Raw genomic sequence first — 13,662 nt, forward strand, 5'->3', positions numbered from 1 at the left:
TTTCAAATTTAAGCCTTTTTAGCTCCTTTTCATGTATTGCATTGATTTTCTACCCTCTTATTTGAATACTTCAATTTTAAAGTAATGTACAGAGGTATAGCATTGTGCAAAGAGTTAGCATTGTAAAACAGGAAGCGTTTTGCATTTTGCTAGTTTTATGCTGTACCTCTAGAAGCAATTCGGATGTAAATTTCCTACTTCCGTCAAATAAAATTATATTAAAGCATGCTGACTAAACTTACCTACCCTTATTTAATGAAAAGAATCCTACTTTTACTAACTCTTGGCCTCACTACTTCGGGCGGGGCAATAGCCCAAACTCCTATACCCACTACTATCGACGAAAAAATTGAAGCTGCCGTGGCTCCCACTGCGCAGTTTATCTCCGACATCATCTTCTATGAAGTGCAGGTGGCCGGTACAGGTATACCGCTTATTCTGGTGTGGTTGCTGGCAGGTGCGCTTTTCTTTACTGTATACCTTGGCTTTGTCAACATTCGGGGCTTTAAACACGCTTTGGACATCGTACGTGGCAAGTATAACCAGCCCGGTGCACCGGGAGAGGTTTCCCACTTTCAAGCCTTAACTGCCGCCGTGTCGGGCACGGTCGGGTTGGGCAATATTGCGGGAGTGGCTATCGCGATTTCGCTGGGCGGACCGGGTGCCACCTTCTGGATGATCATGGCAGGTATATTTGGCATGTCGACCAAGTTCGTGTCGTGCACGCTGGGCGTGAAGTACCGTGATGTGCACGCCGATGGCACCGTTTCGGGAGGCCCCATGCATTACCTGAACAAGGGACTAAGCGAGCGTGGCATGAAAGGACTTGGCAAGTTCTTGGCCGCTTTTTTTGCCGTAATGTGTATTGGCGGTGCGCTTGGGGCTGGCAACATGTTTCAGATCAATCAAGCGACACAGCAATTTATCACTGTGACAGGCGGTGCCGAAGCCTCTTTCTTTGGAGGTGGCAATGCATGGATGTTCGGCCTGATCATGGCCGTACTGGTGGGCCTCGTGATATTGGGCGGCATGAAGAGCATTGCCCGCGTAACCGAGAAAGTGGTGCCTCTGATGTGCGGCGTTTACATTCTGGCGGCCATCGTGGTGTTAGCGGTTAACTTCACGCAAATCCCTGCCGCTTTTGTGGCGATTTTTGAAGGTGCTTTCAGCGCGACTGCCATTGGTGGCGGTGTGGTGGGTGTGATGATTCAGGGTCTGCGCCGCGGTATTTTCTCGAATGAGGCAGGTATAGGCTCAGCTTCCATTGCCCACTCCGCTGTGAAAACCAACATGCCGGTTACAGAAGGTTTCGTGGCCTCGCTGGAGCCTTTTATAGATACTGTCATCGTCTGTACCATGACCGCGCTGGTTATTGTAGTAACAGGTGCTTACACGCAAGACACAGGCGATGGTATTGCGCTCACTTCATCAGCTTTCGCCACTGTGATCGACTGGTTCCCGCTTATCTTGGCGGCTGCTGTTATCCTATTCGCTTTCTCTACCATGATCACGTGGTCGTACTACGGCCTTAAGTCTTGGACCTATTTGTTTGGCCATACCAAAGCAGCCGACATCTCTTTTAAAGTGCTGTTCTGCGCCTTTGTGGTGCTGGGCGCTCCGATTCAACTCAACAGTGTGGTCGCCTTTTCTGATGCCATGCTCTTTGCCATGAGTATACCTAATCTGGTAGGTTTGTTCATCTTGGCACCTGTCGTGAAAAGCGAAATGCAGGCCTTCCTTGTCTACGCGCGCTCAAGCAACAAACAGCCGCTGACCCAAGAAGCTGTGGACGCAGCACAATTGGAAGCTGAGCTCGAAGCATAGGTTCTAGTCTAAGCCATAAAATGGAAACGGGCCGCTTGCTTCTTGCAGGCGGCCCGTTTTTTTAAGAATCTTCGCTTCTATATTATTCTGCTCTTTCAGATCTGATCTCTTTCAATATCTGATCACCGCCTCGGCCCAAAATAGTTTCAGCCAGCTTCACGCCTAATGCTTCAGCTTCTTCTTTGGCACTTTCGAATTTCTCATACAAGTGCTGCTGCCCATCCAGACTCACCAGTCCGCCTTGTATGCTCACGTTGCCATTGGCTGTCAAGGTAGCCAATGCGAAGGAAGGTATACTGCAACCACCCTCCATGGTGCGCAGGAAAGCGCGTTCCGCGACTAGACACACATGGGTATTGGCGTGGTCTAGGGCATCTTTCAGTTGCTGCTTCAGTTCAGGCTCTAAGTCGCGGGCGCATTCCACGGCCACGCTTCCCTGACCAGCGGCAGGTATAAACTCATCTTCTGGGAAGGTATGCACAATCAGGTCGTCGTAGCCCATGCGAAACACACCGGCATAAGCCAGCATGAGCGCATCAAACTGCCCGTCTTTGAGCTTCTGCAGGCGGGTCTGCAGGTTGCCGCGTGACTCGGCGGTGGTTACGTTCGGGTAATACTTTCTTAGCAAGGCCTTGCGGCGTGTTGACGAAGTACCGATCACCACCTTGCTGTCGCGCTCCAGTTTGAAATCCGGGTTGAACGACAGAATCACATCGTTCACTTTCTCGCGCTCCATAAAAGCCACCAGTTCCAGATCGTCAGGTATAGACGACTGCACATCTTTGGCGCTGTGCACGGCAATGTCGATGCTGCCGTCGCGCAGACCTACTTCCAGTTCTTCAGTGAACACGCCCTTTGAGCCAATCTTATCAAGGGAGCGGTCCAGAATCTGGTCGCCTTTGGTGCTGATGATCACGATTTCGGTGTCGAGACCGGCAGCTTGTAGCTTGTCGGCCACGGCGTGCGCCTGCCAAAGGGCCAGCTTGCTGCCGCGTGTTCCGATGTTAATGGTTTTTACTGCTGTATTATTTTCCATGATATCTTCTTAGTTAGTGAACAAGTGTGGCCAAGTATGGCACTTGTTCAGAACTTAATTTATTCTTTTATAAGATGCCAATAGGCATATACTATCGCAATCAGAATCGCAAGGATAGAGAATGTGTACTTCCTCTGCCGATGCTTTGTTAAATACCCGTCTTTCTTCATATCCCAATCACAGAGCATTTCGAAAAGAACATGGTGAAAACCGAATACAAACTCATGCCACTCAAAGGCCTCATTTGCTTTTTTCTTTGTAATTACTTGCTTTTTCTTTTGATTGTAAAGATTAAAAACTGCTAGCTTCTTCTTTTCATACTCTACTGGAACATTCCTAATTACCAGTTCCTTCTTTGCTTGGGCCACAGCCAAAGGATTCCACTCATCCGGATAATTCGCAATCCGAATTAGTTCGTCTGTTTCTCGTTCGCTTATAGGAGGATGAAATTCCATATAAATTACTTGCTAAACAGTGCTTAGTTAGCGTTGCGCAGGTACTGGGCAATTTGGATCGAGCTGTCCACGAACACCATTTTCGGGTTGGCGTTACGCTCTATGTGATAATGTGCCTCGTTGAGTTCCTGCGTTAGTTTGTCGGCATTGTTTTCGGTTATCAGCTTCGAGAACTTCTGTACGAAATCGAGCTCGTTTGGGGGCAGGTATGCGATCAGTGCAGGGTCTACTCCATAGAGCATCACCTTACGGAACAGGTTAAGTGCGTATAGCAAGAAGTTCTTCTGGTTCTCGCGTCCCAGCTTCTGAAACTCTTCGCTAAAGTCTACTACCTTATCGAACTTATAGCTGTAGCAATTGCGCATCCAGTCGGTAAAGAAGGTAAAGTAGTCGCTGCTAACCTCGCTGGTAAGCTTGGCGGCGGCATTCAGGTTGCCTTCTGCGAGCTGTGCAATCTGGTAAGCGGCCGTGTCGTCGAGTCCGTGCTTTTCCTGCAGATAGGAAATTACTTCTTCCTGTGTGAAAGCACGCACCTGCACGATCTGGGTACGGGAGGTGATAGTCGCCAAGAGCTTCTCGGCCGACTGCGACACCAACAGGAATAGCGTTTTAGCTGGCGGTTCTTCGAGCAACTTGAGTAGCGCATTGGCCGCGAAGGGGTGCATCAGTTCGGGCAGCCAGATGAGCACGATCTTGTAATCTCCCTCAAAAGCCTTTAAAGAAACTAGCTTCACCAGTTGGCGGCTTTCCTCTTTCGATATATTGCCCTGCTTGTTCTCGGCGCCGATGTGCTGCATCCACTCGTTCAGCCCTTGATACGGATTGGCCAGCACGAACTCGCGCCAATCGGTCAGGAATTTCTGGCTCAGCACATCTTTCGTCACCGACTTGGTGCTCGTCACAGGCATCACGAAGTTAAAGTCGGGGTGCACCAGCTTGTTCATTTTCACGCAGCTGCTGCACGTTCCACATGAATCATCAGCCTGCCGGTCCTCGCAGTTAATGTACGTGGCATAGGCCAGCGCCAGCGCCAGATTGGCACTCCCCTCCTGCCCCAGAAACAGCTGAGCATGCGCCACATGGTTCTGCCGCACCGAGTTAACCAGTAAGGCTTTCGTTTCCTGATGTCCTTTTATTTGAGAGAAATGCACGTTTGTTAATTGTTGGTTGCTGATTGTTGATTGGTTCTATTGATAGATGGTTGCAAGAATGGATGGCAGCTACCTAATCCAGTGGCGGCTATTCACATGCAGAAAAACAACAATAGGCAATTAACAATCAACAGTTAAACTTTCCTATCCCACACCCGGTATTCGCGGGTTTGCTCGAAGATGTCGGCCATAATAGCTCGCTCGGTTTCATCGTAAGCTACACTGCGACGCTCCATCACTTTTTCGGCTACTTCGTTGGCTTTGCGCAGTTGGAATGTTTCGAAGCCGGCGGCACCTCCCCAAGCGAAGGAAGGTATAAAGTTGCGCGGATAGCCTGCCCCGAATATGTTGGCGCTCACACCGACCACCGTGCCCGTGTTGAACATGGTGTTGATGCCGCTCTTGCTATGGTCGCCCATAATGAGGCCGCAGAACTGCTGCCCCGTGTTCTTGAAGCCGCCTTTGGCATAGCTCCATATCTTCACTTCGGCGTAGTTGTTCTTCAGATTCGAGGTATTGGTATCGGCACCTAAGTTGCACCACTCGCCTAGCACGGAGTTACCGAGGTAGCCTTCGTGGCCTTTGTTGGTATAGCCAAAGATAACCGAAGCCGCTACTTCGCCACCTACCTTCGAAAAAGGGCCGATGGTCACGTCGCCTCGCATTTTGCCGCCCACGTTCACGTTGCTACTTTCGCAGATCGCAAACGGACCTTTTACCACAGCCCCCTCGTGTATCTGGGCATTCTTGCCTATGTAAATAGGTCCGCTCTCGGCATTGAGTATAGCCGCACGTATCTTAGCGCCCTCTTCGATGAAGATATTTTCCTCGCCATACAACATAGTGTACTTGTCACCGATCGGTTGGCTCTCGCGGCCTTCGGTAAGCACCTTGTAGTCGCTGCGAATCTGCTCTCCGTTCTGCACAAAAATCTCCCATACCTCTTGAATGATGGTTTGTGGCTGGCATTCCTGCTTCAGTTCAAAGGTATGGTTGGCAAGGTCTTCCACCGTTTTGAACTCCCGTTCTCCTGCATGCACCGCCACCAGTAAGCCATCTTGCCACAGGCTCTCGCCTGCCTGCAGGGACTTCACCTGCTGCACCAACTGCGGGTCAGGGCAGACGGCGCCGTTTATATACAGGCTGCTTGTCTGGAACTGCGCCGGAAACTTCTGCTGCAGATAGGACTGCGTGAGATACGACACACTGGCGTCGGTATACTTTTGCCATTTCTCGGCAACAGTCATTATACCTACCCGAATACAGGCTACCGGTCTTGTAAAAGTCAGCGGCAACAGCGACTGACGAATTACCGGTTCATCGAAGAGAATGATATTCATAGCTACAAAAATAGAAAAGTCTTCCCGAAATAGTTCAGGAAGACTGTGTTAATTAGGTATAATCTTTTCGCTAATAGACCGTCAACTGGAAAGTCTTTTCTACTTGGTCGGCAGGAAAGGTTTGGCTCTTTCCAAAAGACTGCTGCATGTAGGTATAGCCGGTCCCGACAAACACACTTTCTTGGGCGTCCAGCACAGCGGGCACTGTTTTCCGGATAGACAAGCGGTTGGCCCGCACAGGCATGTACTTTAAGGCCATGGTGAAGGTACTGTCAAACACCACCGTTTCTATCGCATCTGCCACATCCCTGTTCATTCGACTGATCACTACTTGAATTGTTATCTCTTCCTCGCCATAGCGGCTGTAGGAGAAATCCTGATCGCCGAACACTTCAAAGATCACCGTTTTGTCGACTGGCCCGGGCTCAGGTATAACCTCTTCGGTTTTATCGCAAGAAGTGAAGGCGAAAAGCGACAGCAGGGCAAACAAGTAAGTAGCTCTTAATTTCATAGTCAAGGGGGTTTGTAAGCGTCTATATATGCTTTTGGCTATAACAGAAACCGGGCCAATAAGTAAGGTGGACTCAAATAAAAAAGTCTTCCCAATTTCTCAGGAAGACTTTTCTAGTCAAACGTTTTAACCAAGTAGTATACTTGCTTATTTTTTCTTGTAACGTGTGTTGAAACGCTCCACACGACCCGCAGTATCCACAAAAATGTTTTTACCAGTGTAGAAAGGGTGAGACGCAGAAGAAACTTCCACTTTGATTACTGGATACTCTTTGCCGTCTTCCATTGTGATTGTCTCGCTAGAGTTCATGGTAGAACGCGTGATGAATTTAAAATCACTCGTCATATCCTGGAAAACCACCTCTCTGTATTCTGGGTGAATGCCTTTTTTCATTATTATAAACGTTAATTAACCTTAATTTCTGAATCGGACTGCAAATTTAATAAGTATTTTCGAAATTAAAACGCTACTAACCAAATTATTTTACTCATTTGCCCTCGTGTGCTGTAGCTATCGATAATTATTTAAATTTGTCTCAGGCACAGCGCCATACCCTTTACCGACACCCACATGACACACCCACAGCAAAACCTGATACTCGACCAAGGGCAGATCCAGCAAAAGATCACCCGCATGGCCTACGAGGTATACGAGCAAAACTTTGAAGAACAAACACTTGTGCTGGCAGGTATACACCGCAACGGCTATACCTTGGCGGGTATGCTGGCCGCTGAACTGGAGAAAATCTCGCCTATCAAAGTGACGCTGTTGCAAGTTACATTAGACAAAACCGCCCCGCTGCAAACGCCAGTATCCATCAGTCCGGAAGGCGCTTCGCTCAAAGACGCCGTGGTGATCATTGTAGATGATGTGCTGAACACGGGCAAGACGCTGGCCTATACCTTGAATGCCCTACTGCCGCAAGACCCCAAAAAAGTAGAGATCGCTACGCTCGTGAACCGTCACCATACTTTATTCCCGGTGTCGGCGACCTATACCGGCTACTCGCTGGCTACCACCCTGCGCGAACGAGTGGATGTGGTGCTGCAGGAAGATGAGGTCGCAGCGTATCTCCACTAAAAGCATATCCAAGCTATCCCCAAAAGGAGCATTGCCCTTAAACAGATTGCCATGCAGTTAAACAAAGCAGAAATACACTTCATTAGGAAATGGGACAAGACGAAGGTGCGTGGCCAGTGGCGCTACATCCTGACCCGTGGCTTGCTGTGGGGTGTGCTCGTTGGTATCTTCTCAAAGCTTTTCCAATCATGGGATAAGCTAAAAGCTTGGGACACCGCTGCCATTGCCGACGCCTATGCCTCTTCTGATTTCTTGATCAGGCTTTTTATTTACAGTGCCATCGGCTTAGGTTTACACGCTTACCACTGGAATTCTAATACCAAAAGGTATAACCAACTTAAAAACATAGAACGACGCTCACAGGCAATGGCAAATGCAACTCATGAATGATGCAAAAAGCCTATATTAATCTTAAAACACCTCAGCCCGTACTACTCAACTTAGCGCCAGAAGTATAAATTTTAGTCCCGCTCATCCTCAACTCCTGATCTATGAAAGAACTCTGCTTCGCCACCAACAACAAAAACAAAGTAGCCGAGGTAAGCCGCATGCTCGAAGGCAAGTATAAACTACTCACCTTAGAGGACATTGGCTGCCACGAGGAACTCGCCGAAGACCAAGACACACTGGAGGGCAACTCCCGCCAGAAAGCGCAATACGTGTGGGAGAAGTACAAGGTCAACTGTTTTGCTGACGACACGGGGCTGGAAGTGGATGCTATTTGCGGTGAACCGGGCGTATACTCCGCTCGCTATGCCGGACCGCAGCGCAATGACGCTGACAACATTCGCCACTTGCTCAAAAAGCTTGAAGGTCACGAGATCCGCCGCGCTCGCTTCAGAACCTCGATCACGCTATACCTTGACGGACAGGAGCACCAGTTTGAGGGCACTGTAAACGGCCATATCACCACCGAGTGGAAAGGCGATAAAGGCTTTGGCTACGACCCTATTTTTATACCCGAGGGCTATGATCGCACCTTTGCGGAGATGACGCCGGAGGAGAAAAACGCCATCAGCCACCGAGGAGAGGCCATCCGCAAACTCGTGGAATTTTTGAAGGAAGCTTAGCGTTGGGGAGGTAAAATAAATCGCTCAGGCTGTAGCCACATTGGCCTTAAAAGACTAATTTTGTAGCCTGAAACCATAACTTCCAATGCAAAAGCCATTTATCGTCGGAATTACAGGAGGTAGTGCTTCAGGGAAAACCACTTTTTTGAATAGACTACTTGCTTCATTCTCACCTGAGAACATCTGTCTTATCTCTCAGGACAATTATTACAAAGACCGCGAGCACCAAACCCGCGACTTAAATGGGGTTGTCAACTTCGACCTCCCATCCTGCATCGACGACGAAGCTTACGCACAGGACATCCTGCAGTTGAGCCGTGGCGAAAGCGTTTTCCGCAAAGAGTACACCTTCAACAACCCCAACGTAGTACCAAAGCAGCTGGAGTTCAAGCCAGCACCCATCGTGGTGGTAGAGGGTATTTTCGTATTCTACTTCGAGGAGATCGCCAAACTGCTCGATCTGAAGGTATATATCGACGCAAAAGAGTACATCAAACTGCAGCGCCGCATCGTGCGCGACAAAGTGGAGCGCGGCTACGACCTCGACGATGTACTGTACCGCTATACCCATCATGTAGCGCCTACTTACGAGAAGTACATCAAGCCTTACAAAAACGACGCAGACATCATCATCCCGAACAACGAGAACTTTGACCGCGGGCTGGATGTGCTGACCACATACCTTAACTCCAAGATAAAATAATGCGAAACAAGTTCGTAGTAATCGGCCTCGGTATCTTCGGTAACTCCATTGCCCGCACACTCGCTGAGCGTGGCGCGGAAGTGCTCGCCATCGACAACGACGAAGACCACGTGGAAGCCATCAAGGACGAAGTGGCCTATGCCGTAGCTCTTGATGCTACGGACATCCGTGCCCTCGAAGCGCAGAACGTGCAGGACATGGACGCGGCCATCGTAGCCATTGGCGAGGACTTCGAGGCCTTGCTGATTACCACGGCCAACTTGCAGGAGCTTAACATCAAGCGTGTGATCACGCGTGCCTCTAACAAGCAGCAGCGCCGTATTTTGGAGAAAATGGGTGTGCAGGAGATTCTATCGCCGGAGGGAGAAGTAGGTAAAACAGTGGCTGAGCGCCTGCTGCAACCCAACATCCGCACCTTCCTTCCGCTGCCCGATAACTACGAGATCGTGGAGATTAACACCCCGCGTGGCATCGCCAACAAAAGCTTGGCCAAGATATCGCTGCGTGAGAAGTATAACCTCAACATGATCACGATCAAGCGCTTTTTTGAAGAGATACAGGACGGCAAACCGACGCAGGTGGAGCACATCATCGGTGTTCCAAAGGCCGACACAATAATCTATCCTTCTGATATTCTGATTCTTATCGGTAAAAAGCACGATATTAAACGATTTATTGATATAAACCGCTAACAGGTTTTATTTTTCAGAGAAAGCCATTACATTTGCTTTCTATATGCCAAACGCATCTACCATACAAATCCACTTCCGTCATCTTTTGATGACCGTAACCCTGCTTTGGGCGCTTATGCTCAATGGGCAGGAAGTGGTGGCGTATACCTACACGGCGCAAGGCACTCCTGTAAAGTCGGCCTCCCAACTGGCTACTGCCCCGCAGGAAAAAACAGTAATCAAGCAAAAGGTCATGCTGGAGGCTACTACCTCCTTTGTGGTGCTCAATCTGGAGCAAGATGCGCTGGAGCCCACTCCCATACCTGCCTTTGCTATACCTACTGACGAAGCGCTGCCTGCCTATGCGGCCAGAGCGCCCGGAGCCGGTTTCGTAGCCCGCTTCTTCCCTATTTCTATTCAACCCAACGCTCCCTAAGCGATTCCCTTCTCCACAGGTCCGTCTACGGTCCTGACCCGTTGCGCATACCAAAATCTCAGGTATAGCGGAACAGCTTCACAGCATTTCTTGGTTTATATAAGATAGCACTGCTGTGATTTTCAGAGCATTACCATTATTTCAACTATACCTTTTTTATCAACCAACCCATGCGGAATAAGAATTTCATCATCATTATGACCCTGATAGTATCGGCGCTCTGCCTGTACTACCTGTCATTCTCGTTCGTTGCCCGCAGTGTGCAGAAAGACGCTGAGGCCTATGCCACAGACGCACAAGGCAACGTAGACCACGCGCAACAGCAGTCATACCTTGACTCGGTGTGGAGAGAGCCAGTTTACAACTTCCTTGGTGCCGAGTATACCTATCAGGAAGTAAAAGAAAGCGAGTTAGGCCTTGGCCTTGACCTTCGTGGCGGTATGCACGTGGTGCTGGAGGTGTCTCCTATCGAGATCATCAGGTCTATGTCTGGCAACAGCAAAGACCCCAACTTCCTCAAAGCCCTTGCCCGCGCGCAGGAAATGCAGAAGAACAGCCAAGAGAAGTTCACTTCCCTGTTCGCTGAAGCCTTCAGAGAAGTAGAGCCGAACGGTCGTTTGAGCCGCATTTTCTCTAACACAGCCAACCGTGGCAAGATCAGCTACGAGTCTAGCAACGCCGAGGTGATCGACGCAATCGACGTGGAAGTGGAAGACGCCATTGAGCGTTCGTTCAACATCCTGCGCACACGCGTTGACAAATTCGGTGTAAACCAGCCAAACATCCAGCGCCTTGGCAACAGCGGTCGTATCCAGATCGAACTGCCGGGCATCGACAACCCTGACCGTGTGCGCAAGCTCCTGCAGGGTATGGCAAACTTGGAGTTCTGGGAAGTATGGACACCTGAAGAAGTATCTCCTTATTTCACACAGCTGAGTGATTACCTGAACACAGAAGAGAAAGCCGGCCGCTTGAACTTGGGCCGTACTTCCGCTCAGTCTACTTCGGCTGCAGCTACAACACCTGCCACTGTACAGGACGCCGCTGCTGACGATGTACTGGCACAAGCTGCCGCTACTTCTAACGACACAACTGCCGGTGCTGCTGGCGATACGACAGCCCTTGCTTCTGCTGCACAGGCTGACTCTGCTGATGCGCTTCAGTCGCTGCAGGACGAGCAAATGGGTGTAATGGCCCGTCTGTTCACCCAAATGCCGGGTGGTATCGGTGCCAATACACGCGACACTGCCAAAATCAACGAGATTTTCAACAGACCTGACGTTCGCTCTATCTTCCCTCCAAACATGAAGTTCCTGTGGGGCGTGAAGCCACTTGTAGGCGACAACCGTCAGGAGTTTGTTGAGTTCTATGCCGTGAAGAAAGGCCGTGACGGCAAAGCGCCAATGACTGGTGATGCCGTGAACGATGCCCGTCAGGATTTCGACCAGAACGGTCGTCCGGAGATCAACATGACCATGACACCTGCTGGTAGCAAGCGTTGGGCTAAACTGACAGGCGACAACGTGAACCGTCAAGTAGCAATCGTTCTTGATAACTATGTATACTCTGCTCCAGTGGTGCAGGGTGAGATTACCGGTGGTAACTCTTCTATCACGGGTAACTTTACTATTGAAGAAGCAAAAGACCTTGCCAACATCCTGAAGGCCGGTAAAATGCCAGCTCCTACCCGCATCGTGGAAGAAGCCATTGTAGGTCCTTCACTGGGTCAGGAAGCCATTAACCAAGGTCTAATCTCTACAGTTGCTGGTCTGATCATGGTAATCATCTTTATGATCGCCTACTACAGCCGTGGTGGTTTCATCGCTGACCTTGCCTTGCTGTTCAACGTGTTCTTCATCTTGGGTGTATTGGCTCAGTTTGGTGCCGCGCTTACATTGCCTGGTATTGCTGGTATCGTATTGACACTAGGTATGGCCGTGGATGCGAACGTACTCATTTTCGAGCGTATGCGTGAAGAGTCGCTCAAAGGCCTGAGCATGCGTGAAGTGATCAACAAAGGTTACGACAAGGCTTTCTCGACGATCTTGGATGCGAACGTAACAACATTCTTAGTAGGCTTTATCCTGTACTTCTTCGGTTCTGGCCCAGTGAAAGGCTTCGCCATCACGCTGATGATCGGTATCGCGACTTCATTCTTTACTTCTGTATTTATTTCAAGAATACTAGTAGAGCGTGTTTTCAAGAAGAGCGGCAAGCTGTCATTCGGCACTGCCCTTTCAGCTAACATGTTCCGCAACATCAAGTTCGACGTAATGAAGTTCAGAAAGCCTGCTTACGCTTTCTCACTGGCTGTGATTGTGTTTGGTTTCGTAGCGATGTACATCAACGGCGGTCCTAACTTGGGCGTTGACTTTAAAGGTGGTCGCTCTTATGTTGTAAACTTCGATCAGGCAATCGCTGCATCTGACGTGCGTTCTGCGCTGTTAGATGACTTCGAGTCTGCCGGTACTGAGGTGAAGACATTTGGTGCTTCGAACCGTGTGAAGGTTACAACCAGCTGGTTGGCTGATGATGAGAGCATTCAGGCGGACGAGCGTGTGAAAGCCGCTTTGATGCAAGGTCTGGAGCAGTATAACAACCAGAATCCTGAAATCCTGAGCTCCTCTAAAGTAGGTGCTACCATGGCCGATGACATTCAGAAAACAGCCCTTGTGGCCGTATTACTGGCGCTGGTGGGCATCTTTATCTACGTGATGATCCGCTTCAGCAAGTGGCAGTTCTCACTGGGCGGTGTAATCGCCTTACTGCATGACGCCCTGATGATCATTGCTGTGTTCTCGATCTTCGACCTGTTCGGTATTTCTTACGAAATGGACCAAGTGTTCATTGCGGCGGTACTGACTATCATCGGTTTCTCTATTAATGATACCGTGGTAATCTTTGACCGTGTGCGTGAGTACATGAACGACAACCCGAACAAGCCGCTGCGCGACATCGTGAACCCAGCCCTTATCAGCACGTTCAGCCGTACGATCATCACGTCACTTACCCTGTTTGTAGTGGTAGTGATCCTGTTCATCTTCGGTGGTGAGGTACTGCGCGGCTTCTCATTCGCCATGATCATCGGTGTACTGGCCGGTACTTATTCTTCCCTTTTCATTGCGACTCCAATCGTAGTGGATACCGTGAAAGAGAAAAAGACACCAGTAGCTTCCGCTAAAATGGCTTAAGCTAAGCTAAGCCTATAAATAAAAAACTCCCGCCTCTGCAAAGGGGCGGGAGTTTTTTTTTGCCTACAGATATAGCTATACCAGACTCCACAACTTAGCTATACCTTCGGAGCATACCCATGGAGTTTACTCCTGAAACATAAAGGCCTGCCCCCTATACAGAGAGCAGGCCTTTATATCTTATCGTTTTGTCG

General features: G+C 49.5%; 14 protein-coding genes. 8 read left to right on the forward strand and 6 right to left on the reverse strand.

Annotated features, from left to right (window positions below; translation table 11 throughout):
* The first annotated feature begins 255 nt into the window (after positions 1 to 255).
* Positions 256 to 1,824 carry a sodium:alanine symporter family protein gene (locus Q1A04_RS09790; protein WP_299704726.1) on the forward strand — a complete coding sequence of 523 codons (1,569 nt, stop codon included), beginning with the start codon at positions 256 to 258 and terminating at the stop codon, positions 1,822 to 1,824.
* An 82-nt stretch (positions 1,825 to 1,906) separates the two neighbouring features.
* Here the strand turns inward: Q1A04_RS09790 and hemC are convergent, their stop codons facing one another.
* The 6 genes from hemC to Q1A04_RS09820 form a co-directional block, all read right to left on the reverse strand.
* Entirely contained in the window at positions 1,907 to 2,860 is a 954-nt protein-coding gene (gene hemC / locus Q1A04_RS09795; RefSeq protein WP_299704729.1) for a hydroxymethylbilane synthase, read from the reverse strand.
* 59 nt (positions 2,861 to 2,919) lie between these two features.
* The gene (locus tag Q1A04_RS09800) at positions 2,920 to 3,315 is read right to left on the reverse strand and encodes a hypothetical protein (RefSeq protein ID WP_299704732.1); all 396 of its coding nucleotides are present in this window, start codon (positions 3,313 to 3,315) and stop codon (positions 2,920 to 2,922) included.
* 23 nt (positions 3,316 to 3,338) lie between these two features.
* Positions 3,339 to 4,466 (reverse strand): DNA polymerase III subunit delta, encoded by a 1,128-nt coding sequence (locus tag Q1A04_RS09805; RefSeq protein ID WP_299704735.1) that lies wholly within the window; start codon positions 4,464 to 4,466, stop codon positions 3,339 to 3,341.
* Between the two features lie 134 nt (positions 4,467 to 4,600).
* Positions 4,601 to 5,806 carry a GlmU family protein gene (locus Q1A04_RS09810; RefSeq protein WP_299704738.1) on the reverse strand — a complete coding sequence of 402 codons (1,206 nt, stop codon included), beginning with the start codon at positions 5,804 to 5,806 and terminating at the stop codon, positions 4,601 to 4,603.
* A 70-nt stretch (positions 5,807 to 5,876) separates the two neighbouring features.
* Positions 5,877 to 6,317, reverse strand: a complete 441-nt coding sequence (locus Q1A04_RS09815) for a hypothetical protein (RefSeq protein WP_299704741.1) — start codon at positions 6,315 to 6,317, stop codon at positions 5,877 to 5,879.
* A 147-nt stretch (positions 6,318 to 6,464) separates the two neighbouring features.
* Positions 6,465 to 6,710 carry a type B 50S ribosomal protein L31 gene (locus Q1A04_RS09820; RefSeq protein ID WP_101444000.1) on the reverse strand — a complete coding sequence of 82 codons (246 nt, stop codon included), beginning with the start codon at positions 6,708 to 6,710 and terminating at the stop codon, positions 6,465 to 6,467.
* A 177-nt stretch (positions 6,711 to 6,887) separates the two neighbouring features.
* Between Q1A04_RS09820 and Q1A04_RS09825 the strand changes: the two genes are divergently transcribed.
* The 7 genes from Q1A04_RS09825 (at position 6,888) to secDF (ending at position 13,468) form a co-directional block, all read left to right on the forward strand.
* Positions 6,888 to 7,397 (forward strand): phosphoribosyltransferase family protein, encoded by a 510-nt coding sequence (locus tag Q1A04_RS09825; protein WP_299704751.1) that lies wholly within the window; start codon positions 6,888 to 6,890, stop codon positions 7,395 to 7,397.
* Positions 7,398 to 7,448: 51 nt separating this feature from the next.
* Positions 7,449 to 7,787: a hypothetical protein gene (locus Q1A04_RS09830; protein ID WP_299704754.1), complete on the forward strand. Its 339-nt coding sequence runs from the start codon at positions 7,449 to 7,451 to the stop codon at positions 7,785 to 7,787.
* A 101-nt stretch (positions 7,788 to 7,888) separates the two neighbouring features.
* The gene (locus Q1A04_RS09835; protein WP_299704757.1) at positions 7,889 to 8,467 is read left to right on the forward strand and encodes a non-canonical purine NTP diphosphatase; all 579 of its coding nucleotides are present in this window, start codon (positions 7,889 to 7,891) and stop codon (positions 8,465 to 8,467) included.
* Between the two features lie 85 nt (positions 8,468 to 8,552).
* Positions 8,553 to 9,170, forward strand: coding sequence for a uridine kinase (udk, locus tag Q1A04_RS09840; RefSeq protein ID WP_299704760.1), 618 nt, complete (start codon positions 8,553 to 8,555; stop codon positions 9,168 to 9,170).
* A complete protein-coding gene (locus Q1A04_RS09845) occupies positions 9,170 to 9,862 on the forward strand; it encodes a TrkA family potassium uptake protein (protein ID WP_299704763.1) in 693 nt (230 codons plus the stop codon). Before udk ends, Q1A04_RS09845 begins: the two co-directional genes overlap by 1 nt.
* 43 nt (positions 9,863 to 9,905) lie before the next feature.
* Positions 9,906 to 10,277 (forward strand): RNA methyltransferase, encoded by a 372-nt coding sequence (locus tag Q1A04_RS09850; RefSeq protein ID WP_299704766.1) that lies wholly within the window; start codon positions 9,906 to 9,908, stop codon positions 10,275 to 10,277.
* A gap of 170 nt (positions 10,278 to 10,447) precedes the next feature.
* Positions 10,448 to 13,468, forward strand: a complete 3,021-nt coding sequence (gene secDF / locus Q1A04_RS09855) for a protein translocase subunit SecDF (RefSeq protein WP_299704769.1) — start codon at positions 10,448 to 10,450, stop codon at positions 13,466 to 13,468.
* Positions 13,469 to 13,662: the final 194 nt, after the last annotated feature.

It is taken from the genome of uncultured Pontibacter sp., assembly GCF_947499215.1.
Classification (GTDB): domain Bacteria; phylum Bacteroidota; class Bacteroidia; order Cytophagales; family Hymenobacteraceae; genus Pontibacter.

Excerpts from the sequence above, each read along its gene's own strand:
- Q1A04_RS09790 (WP_299704726.1), top strand. The coding sequence starts at position 256 with ATGAAAAGAATCCTACTTTTACTAACTCTTGGCCTCACTACTTCGGGC.
- hemC (WP_299704729.1), bottom strand. The coding sequence starts at position 2,860 with ATGGAAAATAATACAGCAGTAAAAACCATTAACATCGGAACACGCGGC.
- Q1A04_RS09800 (WP_299704732.1), bottom strand. The coding sequence starts at position 3,315 with ATGGAATTTCATCCTCCTATAAGCGAACGAGAAACAGACGAACTAATT.
- Q1A04_RS09810 (WP_299704738.1), bottom strand. The coding sequence starts at position 5,806 with ATGAATATCATTCTCTTCGATGAACCGGTAATTCGTCAGTCGCTGTTG.
- Q1A04_RS09815 (WP_299704741.1), bottom strand. The coding sequence starts at position 6,317 with ATGAAATTAAGAGCTACTTACTTGTTTGCCCTGCTGTCGCTTTTCGCC.
- Q1A04_RS09820 (WP_101444000.1), bottom strand. The coding sequence starts at position 6,710 with ATGAAAAAAGGCATTCACCCAGAATACAGAGAGGTGGTTTTCCAGGAT.
- Q1A04_RS09825 (WP_299704751.1), top strand. The coding sequence starts at position 6,888 with ATGACACACCCACAGCAAAACCTGATACTCGACCAAGGGCAGATCCAG.
- Q1A04_RS09830 (WP_299704754.1), top strand. The coding sequence starts at position 7,449 with ATGCAGTTAAACAAAGCAGAAATACACTTCATTAGGAAATGGGACAAG.
- Q1A04_RS09835 (WP_299704757.1), top strand. The coding sequence starts at position 7,889 with ATGAAAGAACTCTGCTTCGCCACCAACAACAAAAACAAAGTAGCCGAG.
- udk (WP_299704760.1), top strand. The coding sequence starts at position 8,553 with ATGCAAAAGCCATTTATCGTCGGAATTACAGGAGGTAGTGCTTCAGGG.
- Q1A04_RS09845 (WP_299704763.1), top strand. The coding sequence starts at position 9,170 with ATGCGAAACAAGTTCGTAGTAATCGGCCTCGGTATCTTCGGTAACTCC.
- Q1A04_RS09850 (WP_299704766.1), top strand. The coding sequence starts at position 9,906 with ATGCCAAACGCATCTACCATACAAATCCACTTCCGTCATCTTTTGATG.
- secDF (WP_299704769.1), top strand. The coding sequence starts at position 10,448 with ATGCGGAATAAGAATTTCATCATCATTATGACCCTGATAGTATCGGCG.